At 62.2% G+C, this 16,546-nt stretch carries 16 protein-coding genes; 7 read left to right on the forward strand and 9 right to left on the reverse strand.

The genetic code is table 11. The annotated features are described in order from the left end of the window. Nucleotides 1–71 precede the first annotated feature (71 nt). From V7E00_RS00650 to V7E00_RS00665, 4 genes are all read left to right on the forward strand, one after another. The gene (locus V7E00_RS00650) at nucleotides 72–2,567 is read left to right on the forward strand and encodes an ATP-binding protein (protein ID WP_066726372.1); all 2,496 of its coding nucleotides are present in this window, start codon (nucleotides 72–74) and stop codon (nucleotides 2,565–2,567) included. Nucleotides 2,568–2,598: 31 nt separating this feature from the next. Next, a complete protein-coding gene (locus V7E00_RS00655) occupies nucleotides 2,599–2,991 on the forward strand; it encodes a response regulator (RefSeq protein WP_333570870.1) in 393 nt (130 codons plus the stop codon). A 94-nt stretch (nucleotides 2,992–3,085) separates the two neighbouring features. Further along, nucleotides 3,086–3,415: a hypothetical protein gene (locus V7E00_RS00660; protein ID WP_333570871.1), complete on the forward strand. Its 330-nt coding sequence runs from the start codon at nucleotides 3,086–3,088 to the stop codon at nucleotides 3,413–3,415. Nucleotides 3,416–3,458: 43 nt separating this feature from the next. Further along, nucleotides 3,459–5,021 carry a methyl-accepting chemotaxis protein gene (locus V7E00_RS00665; RefSeq protein WP_066726368.1) on the forward strand — a complete coding sequence of 521 codons (1,563 nt, stop codon included), beginning with the start codon at nucleotides 3,459–3,461 and terminating at the stop codon, nucleotides 5,019–5,021. Nucleotides 5,022–5,203: 182 nt separating this feature from the next. On the opposite strand, the gene V7E00_RS00670 is transcribed toward V7E00_RS00665, so the two are convergent. Together V7E00_RS00670 and V7E00_RS00675 are read right to left on the reverse strand one after the other, a co-directional pair. Continuing rightward, nucleotides 5,204–6,019, reverse strand: a complete 816-nt coding sequence (locus V7E00_RS00670) for an APH(3')-I family aminoglycoside O-phosphotransferase (protein ID WP_066726365.1) — start codon at nucleotides 6,017–6,019, stop codon at nucleotides 5,204–5,206. Next, the gene (locus V7E00_RS00675) at nucleotides 6,016–6,672 is read right to left on the reverse strand and encodes a glutathione S-transferase family protein (protein WP_066726362.1); all 657 of its coding nucleotides are present in this window, start codon (nucleotides 6,670–6,672) and stop codon (nucleotides 6,016–6,018) included. The genes V7E00_RS00670 and V7E00_RS00675 overlap by 4 nt, the downstream gene beginning before the upstream one ends. Before the next feature lie 201 nt (nucleotides 6,673–6,873). Here V7E00_RS00675 and V7E00_RS20030 point away from each other — a divergent pair, with 201 nt between their 5' ends. Beyond that, nucleotides 6,874–7,158: a MarR family winged helix-turn-helix transcriptional regulator gene (locus tag V7E00_RS20030; RefSeq protein ID WP_245653681.1), complete on the forward strand. Its 285-nt coding sequence runs from the start codon at nucleotides 6,874–6,876 to the stop codon at nucleotides 7,156–7,158. Between the two features lie 153 nt (nucleotides 7,159–7,311). Here the strand turns inward: V7E00_RS20030 and V7E00_RS00685 are convergent, their stop codons facing one another. The 3 genes from V7E00_RS00685 to V7E00_RS00695 all read right to left on the reverse strand — a co-directional run bounded on the left by V7E00_RS00685 (nucleotide 7,312) and on the right by V7E00_RS00695 (nucleotide 10,635). Beyond that, nucleotides 7,312–8,343, reverse strand: a complete 1,032-nt coding sequence (locus tag V7E00_RS00685) for a GlxA family transcriptional regulator (RefSeq protein ID WP_066726356.1) — start codon at nucleotides 8,341–8,343, stop codon at nucleotides 7,312–7,314. Next, on the reverse strand, nucleotides 8,340–9,470 hold the full coding sequence (locus V7E00_RS00690; protein WP_169804550.1) for a DJ-1/PfpI family protein: 1,131 nt from the start codon (nucleotides 9,468–9,470) through the stop codon (nucleotides 8,340–8,342). The genes V7E00_RS00685 and V7E00_RS00690 overlap by 4 nt, the downstream gene beginning before the upstream one ends. A gap of 307 nt (nucleotides 9,471–9,777) precedes the next feature. Beyond that, nucleotides 9,778–10,635 (reverse strand): hypothetical protein, encoded by an 858-nt coding sequence (locus tag V7E00_RS00695; RefSeq protein WP_084253596.1) that lies wholly within the window; start codon nucleotides 10,633–10,635, stop codon nucleotides 9,778–9,780. A gap of 398 nt (nucleotides 10,636–11,033) precedes the next feature. Here V7E00_RS00695 and V7E00_RS00700 point away from each other — a divergent pair, with 398 nt between their 5' ends. Beyond that, nucleotides 11,034–11,768: a PEP-CTERM sorting domain-containing protein gene (locus V7E00_RS00700; RefSeq protein WP_066726342.1), complete on the forward strand. Its 735-nt coding sequence runs from the start codon at nucleotides 11,034–11,036 to the stop codon at nucleotides 11,766–11,768. A gap of 162 nt (nucleotides 11,769–11,930) precedes the next feature. On the opposite strand, the gene V7E00_RS00705 is transcribed toward V7E00_RS00700, so the two are convergent. Next, nucleotides 11,931–12,230, reverse strand: a complete 300-nt coding sequence (locus V7E00_RS00705) for a hypothetical protein (RefSeq protein ID WP_066726339.1) — start codon at nucleotides 12,228–12,230, stop codon at nucleotides 11,931–11,933. Between the two features lie 283 nt (nucleotides 12,231–12,513). Then, nucleotides 12,514–12,867, reverse strand: a complete 354-nt coding sequence (locus V7E00_RS00710; RefSeq protein ID WP_066726336.1) for a hypothetical protein — start codon at nucleotides 12,865–12,867, stop codon at nucleotides 12,514–12,516. Nucleotides 12,868–13,300: 433 nt separating this feature from the next. Here V7E00_RS00710 and V7E00_RS00715 point away from each other — a divergent pair, with 433 nt between their 5' ends. Then, nucleotides 13,301–14,062, forward strand: a complete 762-nt coding sequence (locus tag V7E00_RS00715) for a ZIP family metal transporter (protein WP_066726333.1) — start codon at nucleotides 13,301–13,303, stop codon at nucleotides 14,060–14,062. Between the two features lie 59 nt (nucleotides 14,063–14,121). On the opposite strand, the gene V7E00_RS00720 is transcribed toward V7E00_RS00715, so the two are convergent. Beyond that, nucleotides 14,122–14,748: a DUF2161 family putative PD-(D/E)XK-type phosphodiesterase gene (locus tag V7E00_RS00720; protein ID WP_218017632.1), complete on the reverse strand. Its 627-nt coding sequence runs from the start codon at nucleotides 14,746–14,748 to the stop codon at nucleotides 14,122–14,124. An 80-nt stretch (nucleotides 14,749–14,828) separates the two neighbouring features. Next, on the reverse strand, nucleotides 14,829–16,277 hold the full coding sequence (locus V7E00_RS00725) for a hypothetical protein (RefSeq protein ID WP_157084783.1): 1,449 nt from the start codon (nucleotides 16,275–16,277) through the stop codon (nucleotides 14,829–14,831). Nucleotides 16,278–16,546: the final 269 nt, after the last annotated feature.

Here is a 16,546-nt window from a genome sequence, read left to right on the forward strand (position 1 = left end):
GCAGCCGGCATGGTTGGCCATGCTTTAACCTTTTCGCCCTAAGATGTTCTGGCGAAGGGAGATTCGGCCGGATGCGATGGGTGGAAGGCCTGTGTCTGCTGGCACTCGCGATCGCGACGCCCGCGATCGCCCAGATGCCATCGGCGCCGGCGACGGCGGAGAAGGCCGCTCTCGCGCGGTTCGATCAGGACATCGCCGCCGCCAAGACCGCGATGATGGCAGACCCGGGCCAGGCCCTGGGGCTGGCCGACAAGGCGCTGGTGCGCGCGCATGCGCTTGGGGCCTCGCCGCAGGCAGAGCGTGCGATGGCGACGGCCGAATGGCTAAAGGGCGAGGCCTATATCCGGATCAGCGAGCCTGCCAAGGCGCGGCCGATCATCGATGCGGCGCTCGCGCGAGTCGCAATCCATGGCTGGAATACCAAGTTGCAGGGCGATCTGATGCGCTCGCGCGGCGCGATCGCGGCGACCGCGGGCAACATCGTCGAGGCGCTGCAGGATTATCAGCGCGCACACGACATCTTCCGCGCCGCCCGCGAAGTCCGCAGCCAGGCGATCTCGCTGCAGGACATCGGCCAGATCTATTCCGACGCCGGCGACTATCCGCGCGCGCTCGACTATTACTCACAGGCCGGCGAACTCTACTCCGCCGATCCAGGCTTCCGCCTGAGCACGTTCAACAACCGTGCGGAGGTGCTCCGCCTGCTCGGTCGCTATGACGAGGCAGAGCGCGATTACCGGGGTGCGCTGAAGAGCGCTCGCGAACTCGGCAGCCCGTTGCTCAAGGTCCAGATCCTCGCCAATCTCGCCAGCGCGGAGACGGAGCGTCATAAGTTCGGCGCTGCAGGCCAGGCAATCGCCGAGGCACTGGGTCTGTCTCGATCGGGCGACGCCGCCTCATTGCGGCCGGCGGTCTATGCCGCTGCCGCGAAGCTGAAAGCCGCGCAGGGGGACGTCGCGGGCGCAGCAGCGCTGCTGCGTAAGACCTTCGCTGGCGACGATCTCACCAAGACGACGATGCCCAACAAGGAGTTTCATGCCACCGCAGCGGACGTGTTTGAAAAGCTCGGCGATCACGCGATGGCATTCCAGCATCTCAAGGCCTTCGAGCGCCTCGACAAGGAGGCGAGCCGTCTCACCGCTTCGGCGGCGTCGCAGCTGATGGCTGCGCGCTTCGACTTCCAGAACCAGAAGCAGAAGATCTTCGAGCGCGATGCCCGTATCCACCAGCAGCAGGCCGAGTTCCGCACCAAGCTGCTCCTGAGCCTATTCGCGGCGGCGACGATCGTGCTGGTGCTGCTGCTGATCAGCGCGCTGCGGATCCGCAAGAGCCGCAATGAAACGCGCGCCGCCAACATCGTTCTCAACCAGACTAACACGGCGCTGGAGAAAGCGCTGAAGGCGAAGACCGAGTTCCTGGCTACGACCAGTCACGAAATCCGCACGCCGCTCAACGGCATTCTCGGCATGGCGCAGATTTTGCTGACCAATCCCCGCCTGGATGCGGAGGCGCGCGAGCAGGTGCAGGTGGTGTTCGGTGCCGGCGAGGCAATGCGCGCCCTGGTCGACGACATCCTCGACGTTGCCAAGATGGAGACGGGCGAAGTCGCAGTCGTGCAGGAGGACGTCGCGTTCCGCGCCATCCTTGAGGATGCCGCGCGCCTGTGGAGCGGGCATGCCGCCGCCAAGGACATCGCGCTCCACCTCGAGATCGGCGCGGCGCCCGCTCGCATCCTCTCCGATGGCGCGCGGCTTCGCCAGATCATTGGCAACCTGCTGTCGAATGCGGTCAAGTTCACGCGCGAAGGCAGCGTGACGCTTCGCGCCCATGCTGCGGACGACTCAGAAATGCTGGTCGTCGAAGTGGAGGACAGCGGCATCGGCATCCCTGCAGACCACATCGAGCGCGTGTTCGAGGCATTTCACCAGGTTGATGGCGGCCTTGACCGCCAGTTCAGCGGAACGGGACTTGGCCTGTCGATCTGCCGCAAGCTGGCGCACGCCTTGGGCGGCGAACTCAGTGTCGTCAGCGCGGTTGGAGCGGGCTCTCGCTTCACGCTCCGCGTGCCGTTGCAGCGCCCCGACGACGGGGCGGACGTACCGCAGCGTTGTGGCCGGCCTGCCTCGCTGGCGGAAGCGCGCCTGCTGCTGGTCGAGGGCAACCCGCTGACCCAGGGGATGATGCGCAGCATCCTTGAGCCCGTCGCGGCCGTAGTCGATTGTCTACCCGACGGCGACAGCGCAATCGCCGCGATTCGTGCTGCGACGGCGGATCACCTGTTGGTTGAGGCTCGCTCAGCGACGGTACAAGGCCAGCTCCTGATGGATCCGCTGCGATCTCTCGTCGCGACTTGTCGGGAGGCCGGCGTGCCAATCAGCCTGCTGTTCGCGCCGGGTGACGATCTGCCGCTCGACGAAATGGAGCACCTGGGGGCGACGCAGCTGATCGTCAAACCGATCAATGCGGTTCAGCTGATAGCGGCGCTGCAGGGCATCTATGCTGATGAGGAGCGATCTACCGAGTTTCCCGAATTGGCTCAGCATCCTAAGCAACAATTTACGCCGTGATGATAGGCATGCGTGATCCACGGAGCGTACCATGCAGATTCTTTTCGTTGAAGACGACCCCATGAACCGCCGCGTCGTGAAGGACATGTTGCGAGTCGTAGGAGCGAATATGGAAGAGGCTGCGGATGCGGAAACAGGCCTCAGGATGATCGCCGACGGCGACTACAGTATCGTGCTTATGGACCTGCGCATGCCCGGCATGGATGGGCTGACCGCCATTCAGCATCTGCGCGCCACAGCAGGGGAAAAAGCCGCGCTGCCAGTAATCGTCGTGACCGCCGATGCCGCCACGGACCTGCGGGAACGGTGTATGGCTGCAGGTGCCGACGAGGTCATCATGAAGCCAGTGGCCATGACTGCGCTGCTCAACGCGATGGGGCGTATGCTGACGAAGCGGGGCACGGATGGACTGACCTTGAGCTGAGATATCTCGCATCTCCTCGAACAGGCAGGTCTACGTAGTTTCCTTCAGTTCATTCTTAACCGCTCTTCAGCGGCGGCTTGGTTTAATCGAAATCATGACGTTGGTCTCGAACCCCTCTCGCGGTCAAACGGCTGGCCGCGTCGCGATGGCAGCGCAGGTGGCCCTCATCTTTGCGTCGTCGCTCACCGCGCTCGCGCCTCCCGAGCACGGGCCCATGCTGCTGGTGCCTCTAACATCTCATGCTGCTCAAAACATAGATACGCTTGTCGCGCAGTCCGGAGCGGTCCTGACGGGGATCGGTTATCTGCCGGGCTCGCGCTTCGTCCAGGGCAAGCGAATTCGACTATTGCCTCAGATGCTCAGAAGCGGCGTCCTCGTGGTTACCGGGTCCCCTCCGCTGTGCGGCAAACTTCAAGGAAAATGATGCGGTGAATACGCTTTCGCTAAACGCGCTGCGCCTCATCGGAATGCGCTTCCTGGCAGCTCTGATGGCGTCCATGGCACTCGCCAATGTGGCGGGAGCAGCAATTATTGGGGATTGGTCGCTTGGCATCGTGGCCACGCTTCTGGTCGCCTATCCGGTTTTCCTGGCACTGAATGGGGCGATTGATGCGCGATCTCGGATGATGGTCACGATGACGATCGTCGCGCAGCCGGCGCTGTTGCTGATCCTGTTCAAAGGCGAAGCTTGGCAGGTAGATCTGCACATGATCTTCTTCGCAGCTCTTGCCGCGAGTGCCGTGCTTTGTGACCCCAAGGCCCTGATTGCTGGAACAGTGGTTGTCGCGGTCCACCATCTGCTTCTGGGCATGCTCATGCCCGACTGGGTATTCACCAATGGCGGCGGGCTGGGTCGCATCCTGCTGCACGCCGTCGTCCTGATTGCAGAGGCTGGGGCCCTGGTCCTAATGGCAAGCAGCATGACACGTCTCCTCGACGCGCTGCGGCTCGAGAGCCAGCAGCGGTCCGAGACGGAGGCTGCGACAGCCCTCGAGCGCCAGCAGCAGGCCGATGAGCTCCGCTTCATCATCACTACCGTAAGCGGGGGGCTTGCCGCGCTAGCGGACGGAGATCTCACGCAGTCTCTGAAAGGGCGTCTTCCCGAGGCCTATCGAACCCTGGAACAGGCGTTCGATCAAACGCTTGATCAGCTTCAGTCTCTTCTGTCTGCGATCAACGAAAGCGCAACGGTGATTCGTGGCGGATCAACGGAAATCGCGCATGCGTCGGAAAACCTTGCGAAGCGGACGGAAGCTAACGCCGCTGCGCTCGAACAGACCACAGCAGCCATTTCTCAGATCGACAAGCGGCTGGTCGAGACCGCGACAACCGCTCGGCACACCGTCACCCGGGCTGAGGCCGCGGTTCACACCGTCGACGCGGGTCGGGCCACGGCCACCGAAGCGGCCGAGGCCATGGGGAAGGTCCATGATAGCGCCAAGGGGATCGACAGCGTCATCGAAGGTCTCGACAAGATCGCTTTCCAGACGCGGGTTCTTGCGATGAACGCCGCGGTGGAAGCGGGACGCGCCGGAGAAGCTGGTCGAGGGTTCGCGGTTGTCGCAGACCTCGTGTCCGCATTGGCCATGCGCGCCGAGGAGGAGGCTGGCCGCGCCAGAGACCAGCTGACCGCTACGCAGCTGCAAGTTGAAGGCGCAGTAGACATGGTTCTCCGCGTCGGAGATGCCTTCACCAACATCACAAGCGACGTCGATGCGGTTCGTGCGCAACTCTCCACGATGGCGTCCGCGAACCAATCTCAGTCCAAGGCTGTAAACGAGATCAGTGTTGCGCTTGCCGACATGGACCGGGCAACACAGCAAAACGCAGCGATGGTCGAGGAAACCTCCGCCGCCGCGCGACAGCTTGCGCAAGAGGTGGTCGTGCTCAGCGAAACGGCCGCGCGCTTCCGCACTCACCGCAGCGATCAACCATCCCTTGCCGTCAAAGCAAACTCCGCACCTCGTAGTGACCGAGCCCAGTCCGCGCGGGCTGGTCAGGTGAACGTAGGCGAGTGGGCGAGCTTCTGATCCAAGGCCTATGGCCAATCGACGTAGAGGCTCGGGATGGCGTTTCGGAAGGCGGGCATCTATCTGTCGCATGAAGCACTGAGCCCGAGAATGGCAGGAGAAGGACAAACGCACTTTCCTGCCATTTTCCACACTTTTCGTCACGGCTGCCTCAGGGGCGCTCTTCTGTGCGGACGAACATCTCAGAACAGCTCGTCCAGCAGAAGATGGAATCGAAGCCGCCGCTCATCTGGCAGGTCGATGCCATAGCTCGTGAACAGCCTCGCCTGAAGCGCGCTGCCGAACTCGCCGAGGCAGTTCCACAAGATGGCAAGATCCTGATACGGATCCGCCGAACCCGCACGGCCCACGTCTATGCACCCGGCCACTACGCCGTCGGCCAACAAGATGTTGTCGAGGGAGAAGTCACCGTGGGTGACCACCGACTCTTCGGCCAGAGGCAGGAGGTGCTGCAACTCATCCCAGACTTGATCCGCCGTCCACCCCTCGCGCTCATCATCGAAGTCGTCGACGTCAACCATGCCAGCGTCGATACAGTCGCGCGCACCGGCGAGCCTGCTGTGATGATCACTGCGGAACGGCGATGCGGTCACGGGGATGTCGTGCAGCCGACGCAGATAGTCGGCGACAGAGTCTATGATCGCCGCTCGCTGTTCTGGTCTCGAGACCAAGGCCTGGTAAGCTGTTTCACCCGGCAAGGCCGTCATCACAAGCCATGCTTCGCCCAGAGCGAGAACGAAGTGCCGGACCTCTGGTACGGATACCTCCTCCTTCAGCAGCCAGCGGAGCCGAGCCACCTCGGCGACGAGATCATCCGCAACCTGCCCAGTCCCGTGTTTGACATACAGGTCGCACCCATCCCCACGGCCATGTAGGCGGTACACGGCACCGCCGGACTCACCCACGAAGTTCCGTGACCACTGATAGCCTGACAGCAGGTCCGTCAGCGGCTTAGGAAGAGCCGGAGCCGCACAGCCTATTTCACGTGGCGCGATCATCGTGCCTGTTCTCCGATCGTACGATCGAGCGAACTCAGCTGGTCGGCAAGCGCCTTCTGAAACGCAGGGCGAGCTTGACAGCGTTCCTTCAATGCGGAGACGTGAGGGAACCGCCCCAACAGCTCGGTGTGCCGGAGCATCCGCAGGACCGTGGTCATGAGGAGGTCCGCTGCCGTGAACTGACCCGTGACGTACTCACGATTTTCCAGGTGCGCTTCGAGCAAGGCGAGACGCTTCGTTGCACGGGCCTCCATGGCGGCTCGCATCTCCTTGGCCCATGGCTCTCTGGCGTGAAATATGTCGGCATCGAGAAGACCGAGGAGCATCGGCTCTATCGAGTTCAAGGCGGCGAACATCCAGGAGATTGCTGCTGCACGCGCACCGGGATCGGACGGGAGCAGAGTCTCTGACTTCTCGGCGATATGGAGAACTATCGCGCCCGATTCGAACGTCGGGAGTCCTGCGGCCTGGACCGCGGGAACCTGGCCAAAGGGGTTGAGCTCCAAATGCGCCGAGCTTCTCGATGCCGCGTAGTCGATGAGTACGGTTTCGTACGGCAGGCCAGCTTCCTCAAGCGCCCACCGGACCCTCAGGTCGCGCGTAAGACCCCTCGCGAAATCAGGGCAGCTGCCGAAAGCGTAGAGAGTAATCATCCAACATCCTTGAAAGCCGAAAAATAGGTTGGTATCAACCTATGTATGGCTGTGTCACAATCCGTATCGTTCAGCAAGGCCGTTCAGGTTCATGGCGCTTGCCTCTGTTTACACACGCAGCGCGCCGCTCGGTTGGTGGCGAGAAGGTTCGATGCCGGCCTGAAGCGGCATGGCATCACCAGCGGACAATTCTCGCTACTGATGTCTCTCAACCGCCCGGAGCCTGGCTCCGTGCGATGGGTTGCGGACCTTCTGGCAGTGGACCGAACGACGCTGACTGCCGCGCTGAAGCCGCTGGAACGGCGAGGCTTGGTGCAGGCGAAAACGGACCCGTCGGATAGGCGCGGAAAGCTGCTTTCGCTGACTGCGGAAGGCCAACGCGTGCTGGCGGAGTCGGTTGTCACTTGGGAAGGTCTGCAGGCGGCTGAAGAAGGCCGGTTGGCGAACCCGGACGAGCTACGTTCCGCGCTTAGTGCGCTCCGGTAGGGCGTTGTCGATCATGCGAGACCGCTGCGAGAACCTGGTCGGCGACGGGAACGTAGTGAGTGGTCGAGCTGAAAGCGACCGACACTTGCCGGGGCGATAGCCAACTCCCCCTCCGTGTTCCATCGTGCGCATGGCCGCCTTGCTTGCCGCACCTCAGGCGTGCTTGGAAAATCGGGAGCGATGGGTGGCGGGATTGGTGCCGAGGTGTCGCTGGAAGGCGCGTCTCATGGTCTGCTCATCACCGTACCCCGAATTGGCGGCGACGCTTTTGAGTGGCAGGTCGGTCAGCTCCAATACGCCACGGGCAGCCTCGAGACGCATCAGCTCGACCGTCTTGGCCGGGGTACGACCAACCTTCGTTGTATAGGTGCGTGCGAACGTGCGGGGCGCCATTCCCGCACGCTCGGCCAGTCGTACGACGGATAGATCAGCCGTCAGGTTCTGCGCCATCCAGGCATGAAGCTGGACGAATGCTGGATCCCGCGACTGCATGACGAGCGGAACGCTGAATTGCGACTGACCACCGGATCGCTTCATGAACACGACCATCTGGCGTGCGGCATCAATGGCGACGCGAGGACCAAAATCTTCTTCTATAAGGGCCAGAGCGAGGTCGATTCCCGAACTCACTCCGGCCGACGTCCAGAGCTTGCCGTCACGGACGAAGATGCTGTCGGGATCTACATCCAGGCTTGGATGAAGGGCCTTGAGCTTCTCGAGCCAGGCCCAGTGCGTCGCCACCCGCCTGCTCTCGAGCTGGCCGGCCGCGGCCAGCAGAAATGCGCCCGTGCAGATCGAGCAGAGCCTGCGAACGGAGCCTGCGCGCATTGCGACGAACTCCCGCAGGCCAGGCGCAACCACATAGTCTTCGCCGGAGCACCCTCCGGGAGCTATAAGGGTATCTATCGCCTCGCCTTTCAGCGAGGCGATGCTGTCGGTAACGACGGGCAGGCCTGATCCGGTGACGACCTGGCCGCCATGTTCCGAAGCAATGACGGGTGCATAGCGCGAGGTCGCGCCGGCGGGTACACTTCTGTTCGCAGTGGTAAATGCCTGCAGCGGCCCTGCCAGGTCGAGCAGATTCATGCCTTCATAGGCAAGCAGAACGACGGTGACTGGTCCCGGGGATCGCTCGGGAGCGCTGCTGCCGACGTCGTGCAGCCCCAGAGAAGTTGGATCTGTCATTTCACAACCTGTAGATCACCCCAGGGATACTCCATGGCCAAGGCGGAGAGGCGTGCCGTGCCGCTACCATAGCGCCGCGCGATCGCGTCGAGTGCGACGTTCAATGCGGCGGTACCTCGGGGCTGTTCCTCAAGGGTGATGCGGAGGTCCGGTGCGATCGTCGCCGCAGCTTTCGTTCTTATGCGCAGGCCTCCCCGCAACCGCACCGCGTCGCCCTTGTCGGAGACGAGGTGGACCTCGTCGCGCATGGTGCGCGACCATGCCTCGGCCTGTAGCGAAAGCGCAACCTCCTCGCTGCCATCCTGAACGGCAAACGAGATGGTTTCGGGTTTCGCTCGCATGTTGACCTTGTGCACGGCAGTGTCGTCGCGGCGGATCCTAAAAATGTCGCTCTCGTGCGATGCTTGCCAGGAAAGCTCGCCGAAGCGCTCGGCCGTACGGTGCGCCACTTCTGCCCCCGCCATGGTCTCAATCAAAGCCAAGCTGATGGGAAGGGCGGCGGATACTCCAGCGCTGGAGGCAATGTCGCCATCCGCGACATAGCGGGTGTTCGTACGCCAGGTGACCTTGGAATATTGCTTGCGGCGAGAGGACAGCGACGCCCAGTGCCCCGTCGCGTTGCGACCGTCGAGCAGGCCAGCATCTGCGACTAGCTCAACACCGTCACAGATCGAGATCAGTGCGGCACCGCGGGAATGTTGCTTTCGTAACCATGCAACCTCCTCCGCGTGCTTGTCCGAGGTAGCAGGCACGATCACGTAGTCAGCTCCCTCCGGATGAGCGCGATCGAACTCGGCCGCCGTCATGTCCGGTACGATCGTGAGCGGGCCCGCCTTAAGATCGCCAGTCGTCATATTGACGGCAATAACCCTGGCGATTCCGGACTGCGCCAGTACTCCATAGGGCACGACGAAGTCGGACAGAACGGCCTCCTTCGTCGCCACGATCACGACTACCGGCAGCGCTCCGGGGTGCTTGCTCACATGGACGAGGGGCAGGCGGTCACCTTCCTCGTGGTTCGGCACACCCAAAGGCGTTGCCGAAGCAACAATATTCAGACCGCAGGCCGCGCCGAGGGCAGTGGCTGCAAGCAGGAGTGGAGCACACAAGCTAGGCGTTCGGATCATCGGGGTTCCTTTCAGTCGCCCCTTGCTCGCACCTCTCGCGACTGGCTGAAAGGTCATCCTGGTGTCGATTTCTGCCACTACTTAGACCGGGATCACGTGCCGGCGGCGTCGTCGCAGGAGGTGCGAGTCGTAGATTGATAGCGGTTGTGCTCCCGTCTCGGTAAGTCCCGAGGCATGTACCTCAGGGAGGGGATCGGGAGCCGCAACCCGTCTGCGCCTCCGACGTGTAACCGTGCCGCGGTGTGACGATACGGGGCGGACCCCCACGTCGCGCTTTGTGGGAGAGCGAGAGCTCTCCCACCGCTTCTCACTTTACGCCGAAGTCGTAGACCCGGGCGGTGAGGGCGCCCCCGGCGGCACCGGCGACGGAGTAGACGAATCCATACTGACCCGCTTCCAAAGGTTGCTTCGGCGTGACCTTGAATACGCCTTGTCGAACCTGCTCATAGTTGAACTCGATGCGGTCCTTGTCCATGATACCCGTCTTCGCGCCGGCGATGTTGGCGCTGCCAACACGAGCTTCCCGGCGCCCCTTCTTCTCCATGAGCTGCACGAGAGAAAATTCGGACGGGCTCTTTACCACAGAAGCGCTGCCTGCGAGCCAAGCGCTGGTCTGGGCAGCCGTGCCGGGGTTGGAGTCGTCGAAAAAGAAGTAGAACGTCGGCTGCTTGCTCGTGCTCAGCGCTGCCGCGGATCCAGGAATCGCCGCCTTGATGCTCATCGAAGCCAATCCCCCGGTGAGTGCATAGCCGAATATGCCGCCCGTCTTCGCCTGCGACGAGACCGTCGGTTGCATCACGACCATCTTGTGATCGGGCTCCGGCGAGACGAAGTACACTCCTGCCGGGTGAGGAATCATGGGATCCGCTGCATCCATCGACATGGCCGGCTTCGACGCGATGTCCGCCGCCCCGATCATCGCTGCGATCACAGGGCCGGAGAGACCCTTCTGCTTCAGCGTCAGGATGTTCGCGGTGGACGTGTCGTACATCCCCTTCGACGCCTTGATCTTCGCGACCAGAGCTTCATCCGGAATCCCAGCCGCAGCTAGGGAGAGCACAGTCTCGTTGGTCAGGACCTCGTCCGTGCCCGAAGAAGTCTGTGCCTGCACGGAGGAGCAGGAAAGAGCTGCAAGAATGCATGCAAGTAGATAGTTTCTGGACATTGAATACCCCGCTCAAGCCACATCCGACACTCTCCCCAGAGCATCAGGAAACGATGTGGCATGGAACATCGATTATAGGGGTTTCATGTTGGTGTGAAGGTGACGCTTCATTTGGCGGGCGTGAGCGTTCTCAAGCGTAGTGGAAGCTGGCACGCTTCTGGCAAATCGGCAGCTTTCAAGAGCTGCGGTCGATGCTTGGCAGGCGCGTTCTCCATTTCGCAGCGTCGCCAGCGGCGACCAGGCTCATCTACTCATGTTAGCGGCCCGTGCAGAACTGTCCCGAAACGGTACCATCATGCTCTCGATCATCAGCGCAGTTGATAGAGGATTGTGACTCTTGCCGCGTAGGCGCCAAGGAAGCATGTTGCTTCAACGTGCACGGAACTAGGAGGCTTCGAATGCGGCTCAGATCTTTCGCTTTGGTGGCCTTCTTCGCGGTCGCTGCATCACAGGCTGTCGCCGCTCCCGTCACCTACAGCGGCTCTGGCACACTGTCCCAAGTTGCAGGCAAGCTGCCGCTGACCGGCACGGTTCCAGTAGGAAGCCCCTTCAGTTTCTCTTTCACCTTCGACCCTGCGAAGGCGTCGCTCTTCGAGGCTTCGGAGGGCTATGCGATCTACGATTTGGCTCTGTCCAACGTAGCTGTCACGATGAGTGGCTACACCTATGCCCTGTCGGCCGAGCCTGCATATGTTCCGTTCATCGAACTCTATCGTGCCTTCTCGTTCTTCCCGGGATCGAACATGAGCGAGGAGAGCGTTGCCTTTACCTTCTTTCTGAGTGGCAAGCCAACCACCGGCGATGCAAGTGAACCCTTTGGCGGGGGCCCGGGTAAGTCTCAGCTCGTCTCGATCGGTGGCGTTCTCCGCCAGGCTGACGACGGTACCCCGCTCACGCTCGACAGCATCATCGGGCAAGGCCCAACATACTACTCCAGCTTCGAGTACGGCACGCGTGACGCGCTTACCAGGCAAACCGGTTTCCTGCGGGGCTCGTATGTCGGGGCGTTCTCAAGTGGCGTTCCCGAGCCGGCGAGCTGGGCTTTGATGATCGCCGGCGTCGCCATTTGCGGGTTTGGTCTTCGCTGGCGAAGAAGCTTCCAAGCGTCTCGAGATCGGCTTGCCGATTGCTGATACGGAGCTCAAAGAGCGGATAGTAGAGAATACGACCGCTACGTTATCGCGGTCGCCCATACCCGTTCAGCCTCGAAGCGCATCCTGCAGGTAAATGAAACGGACGATCGCGCGAACGCGGCCGCGGATCGCGAGAGGTATGCGATCGTGACCAACCTCGGATCACGCGCTCGCATCGCTCACCTCTCTGCCCAGCACGCCGGACAGTCGAGCCATGAGCTCGCCTATCCAGGCTTCCCACAGTTCTTCCCACAGAACACCACTGACCAGTAAGCCTGCCGGCTCGATCGAAGCCCAAAGAAACTGAGGATCATCCTCGTGGCCAAACCAGTAGGGGATGCCGTCGCGATATCCCCGCCATTCAGGCATGAGCTTGTATGTCTCGTCGATTGAGCACCAAACCTCGTCGGGAAGTCCGTCGTTGACGTTCAGCGTGATAGCTTGAGCAGGCTGCACATCCATCCCCAGATCTCGCACTTTTTCGGGTGATGTCGTTCAGCACGGTTACATCTGAGAAGTCCACAGGCCAACTTGAGCCACTGAGGGCGATCAACAGCGATGCGGATGGCACCTAGCTGCGATCCCAAAGAGGTCCCCAGATTGTACCGAAGATTGTTCCTGGTAGCTGGGCGCTGATTGAATCTGCTGCGGGCGGCGACTGGTTGGATCTGAGGTGAACGCTCTCTAGCAAGCGCACACGAACACCGCCGGCGTCTGCGAAGTGCATGCAAGGCGCCGAGCCGCGTTATCGCTGCTGAAGGCGAGCCCTGAAGCGGAGGATGGTCTCCTCGGTGTTATGCTCGAGGTTGAGCATGTATTCCGCCCAGCCATCGTCCATCTGCTTGTTCGCGGCAAGCTCGGCATCGTGGACCGACATACCACCTTTGACCAGGTCGGTGGTCAAGTCGTCCCGCACGGACGCCTTCAGCCCCGATTCCTTGTCTTGGCAGCCGTGCATAGCCGTGCGCGCGACGTTGTTCGCAGGTTCTGGCGTTTTGTAGAGCTTCTCTACCTGGTGAACGACACAAGTGACGTAATCGGCGAGGACGGGGTTATCGTCTTCCTGAACCGAGAGTAGCAGAATGGCGGCGAGGAGCATGCGAGCCGTCTAGCACTCGAAAATCAGTTCGCAATGCTCACGCGTCAAAATGCTCGGGGGTCCGTGATGAGCGCCAGTCGAGGCTCGCGACATGCATAGGGTAGGGCACCTCAGCGCGAGCGATGGCGTTCAACCGGCTTCGGGAGCATCGCACCTTGCGTCTCATCACGCTCGAGCACCTTGTTCCGAGTGGCGGTGAGGCGTGCGGCTCATCAAAGTGGGTATGCATCGATGGGCCGTTTACTGCATCTTACCTGAGCCATACATCGCTCGGCAACAGGAAGGCAGCGAGACCTGACCCTCGTGGTTGCGCATAGTCGCAACGCAGCTTTGAAGCGATTAGCTTCATCGCATTACGGAGCTTCACGTGACCAACATCGGCGACCCGGGATATATCTCCCGCTTCTCTGGTTCCGTGCACCGGAGGTCGTAAATGCCAGGAGTGATCGTAGCGGGTTTGTGGGGGCTGCTTGGTGGATCCGCGCTGCTGATCGGTGCGGCCATCGCGTACGTAGTCGAGCTTCCACAGCGAGTGGTTGCCGCGGTGATGGCGATCGGCGCGGGCGTCCTGATCTCCGCCGTGGCCTTCGAGCTCATGGACGAGGCCTATGCGCGGGGCGGCTTCGATTCCACCGCCCTGGGCTTCCTCGGCGGCGCCGTAGTATATACCGGCGCCAACATCCTGGTGTCTCGCTCAGGTGGCAGCCACAGAAAGCGTTCCGGATCGAATCCCGACCAGAGCCAGGCCCCGGCCAGCGATACAGCCGGCCTTGCTATTGCCGTCGGCGCATTGCTCGACGGTATTCCAGAGTCGGTCGTCATAGGTGTCAGCCTGCTCCACGGAACTGGTGTCAGCCTGGTAACGGTGGCGGCGGTCTTCCTCTCGAACGTGCCTGAGGGCCTCTCAAGCGTGGCGGGAATGAAGAAGGCGGGCCGCAAGGCGGTGTACATATTCGGCGTCTGGGGAGGTATCGCGATCGCATCTGGCGTCGCTGCGGCACTCGGGTACGTCACTCTCGCCGGCGCAAGCCCCGACCTCATTGCGGCGACCACCGCCGTGGCCGCCGGGGCTATCCTGGCCATGCTCGTCGATACGATGATCCCGGAGGCAACGGAGGAGACGCACGAGTTTTCCGGCCTGATCGCTGTCGCAGGATTTCTGATTGCCTTCGTTCTGAGCAAGCTGGCAAGCTAGTTCCTCCCTTGCCGTAGCCATCAGCGCGACCGGGACCTCTCACCGCGGGGACTGCATGATCATTCAGTCGACGAGCGCTGCTTCAACATGGCCGCACCAGCCTCGGTCAGTCTGTAATGACCCGGCTTCTCCCGCACGAACCACCCGTAGACATTCCGCCGTAGCACTTGCCCCGCATCTTCTGCGAGGTGCTTCAAGTCACGTGGCCGGGCGACGCCGCTATCGATTGCTTCGGCGCAGGCGATCGCTCGCTGCCTGTAGGCGGTCATGATGGGGCTCCGCGTGGATCCTCCTTCTGCGGGATCCCCCTGACGGTTCTTGTGCTCCTTCAGAATGCGTGCACGCCGCTGCAGATCGGGCCGTGGGCGGTACGGTGAAGGCTCGACCAGTACGGAGACCGTGCGTAGCTTCGGGTCGACCGCGAGCAGTCCGACGCCCAGCAAGCGACAAAGCCGCAACGCACGTGCATCTCGATCCCGACCCTTCCGGCTGGAGACCACCGCCAGGTAGATCAGGTCGGCGCAGCGTAGACGGTCCACGGCCTGCAGCACCAGTTCGAGGGTGAAGGAGAGCTTCAGTTCAGCGATGATGAGCACCGGCGGCTCGCTTCCGCGGACAGCCACCACGTCGCATCCGCAGATCTCGCCCTTCACCTCGTAGCCTTGTTCCTCGAGGAACGTCTTCACCGGTCGATACAGGGCGGTTTCAGCATGTCGCGCAGGTTGCGCAGGCGGGCTGGCCTGAGGAGGTTTTCCACCAGCCATCGCTACCTGCCGAGATCCTCTCGATCGTGCGCAGCTTCTCGAATGCACATGGCAAGGGTCGAGTGCACGGGTCCAACGTCGGCCTCCAGCACGCCGCCAGCGCTCACGGCATCGAAACGCGCTGCGACCGCGCCTCGCACGGTGTCGTAGATGGTCACTACGTAGCGGCCGTCCTTCAGCCCTGGAACCATCAGCCTGGCCGGTGGCGCGTCATCCCGCGGCTGCACCATGCCTTCTGGCGAGATGCTGTCGGTTCGGATGGCCCAGATCAGCGCCTGCCGCGCGTCCCCGCATCCGACCAGTGCAAGGCCGGGATCGTCGCAGCCGAGCCTGTCCGAGAGGTTGCGACGCCGGAACCGGGCCCAGTCGATCAGCGGCAGAAAGTCTGACAGCGCTCGCTGAGCAGCGCGCATGCCCTCTGTCAGCACGTGCGGATGGCGATTCGGCCAGCGCATGCCACCGCCAGCACCCCCGCTTGCCAGATGTGCCCACTGGATGTGACGGAAGTACTCGTCGTCGAAGGCAGCAGGCAAGGTGCGCTTCTTGTCCTTGAAGCTGTGAATCGGCCCATGTTCGGAATCGAATACGGGGCGGTTCCCGGCGTCTTCGACCGCCGCCTGCATCAGGCGCGCCACGGCCAAGGCTGGCTGAACCGTGTCGCGAGGCAAGTCGATCGTGCCGGCCTGGTAGAGATGCGTGTTTGCGAAATCTAGCGCAGGGTGTCGGAAGATCGTCTCGGTCATCTCGGGATGGTTGATGAGCTCTGGGCCGAAAACCGAAACCGTCTGCAGATTGGCGAAGCCGTGCCGCGCCTTTTCATACTCGCGAAGCCAATTGGCAACGTCGTCTATGAAGGGAGCAGCGGATGCTGGATCGCCTCCGCCATGCGCAGGATGGATCTCGTTCCAGATATCCCAAGCGAACAGGGCAGGGCTTGCGCCCCAGCGATCGCTGGCAAATGCCAGCCGGTCCTTGATCGCCGCCCGCATTTCCGGCGATGTCAGCCATTCTGCCTGCGTCGCGCAAACGCCGCCGTTCGCCCGGCTGTAGGGGTGATGGCGCCATCGAATCCACATGAAGAACGTGTCGTATGGGGTCAGCAGGACGCGCAAACCGACCTTCTCGAGCAAGCCGAACAGGTCATCCCAGAACCGAACCATGTTGGGGACGAAGCGCCCGACGGGGCGCTCCAAATATCGATGCTCGCCGTGGCAGTATTCCAGCATCAGCCGAATCACGGTCACCCCGTGCTCGCGCAGCCAGACGAGATGACGCTCTACCGCTGCCGGATCCCCGCGACGGAACAGCGGCGCGAGTTCAGGCCAGGTGACTGCATCATTGTGCCCGATCGGCGTCCAGGGTGCACCCTGTTCGGTGACGAAGTAGGGAAGCCCCGGCAGAACGTTGACACGAGGGAGCGGGATGTTGGCCGGATCGGAAATCTGAAGCACCGGGCGCGCTTAGCGGGAGCGAGCCATCTTGGCTATCTTCGGCGGCGCGCATGTTCCTGATCGCTGAGGAAGGCCAGAACTGGGACTTTGCCGCCGTTCGCGTACCCAACATGCCGATCGGCAGCCCTCGCCAAAAGCCGACTTTCAGCGGTCGCCCGGCTGCCGTCGTGGAACAACCAAAACTGGGCCGTTTGCGGACAGGCAGCTCTGGACCGGGAAGTAGGATTAAGCTGACGTTCGTTCAAACGGACGCGGTGGGCGCAACGGTT

This window comes from Sphingomonas sp. (genome assembly GCF_036731925.1).
In the GTDB taxonomy this organism is placed as follows: Bacteria; Pseudomonadota; Alphaproteobacteria; order Sphingomonadales; family Sphingomonadaceae; genus Sphingomonas.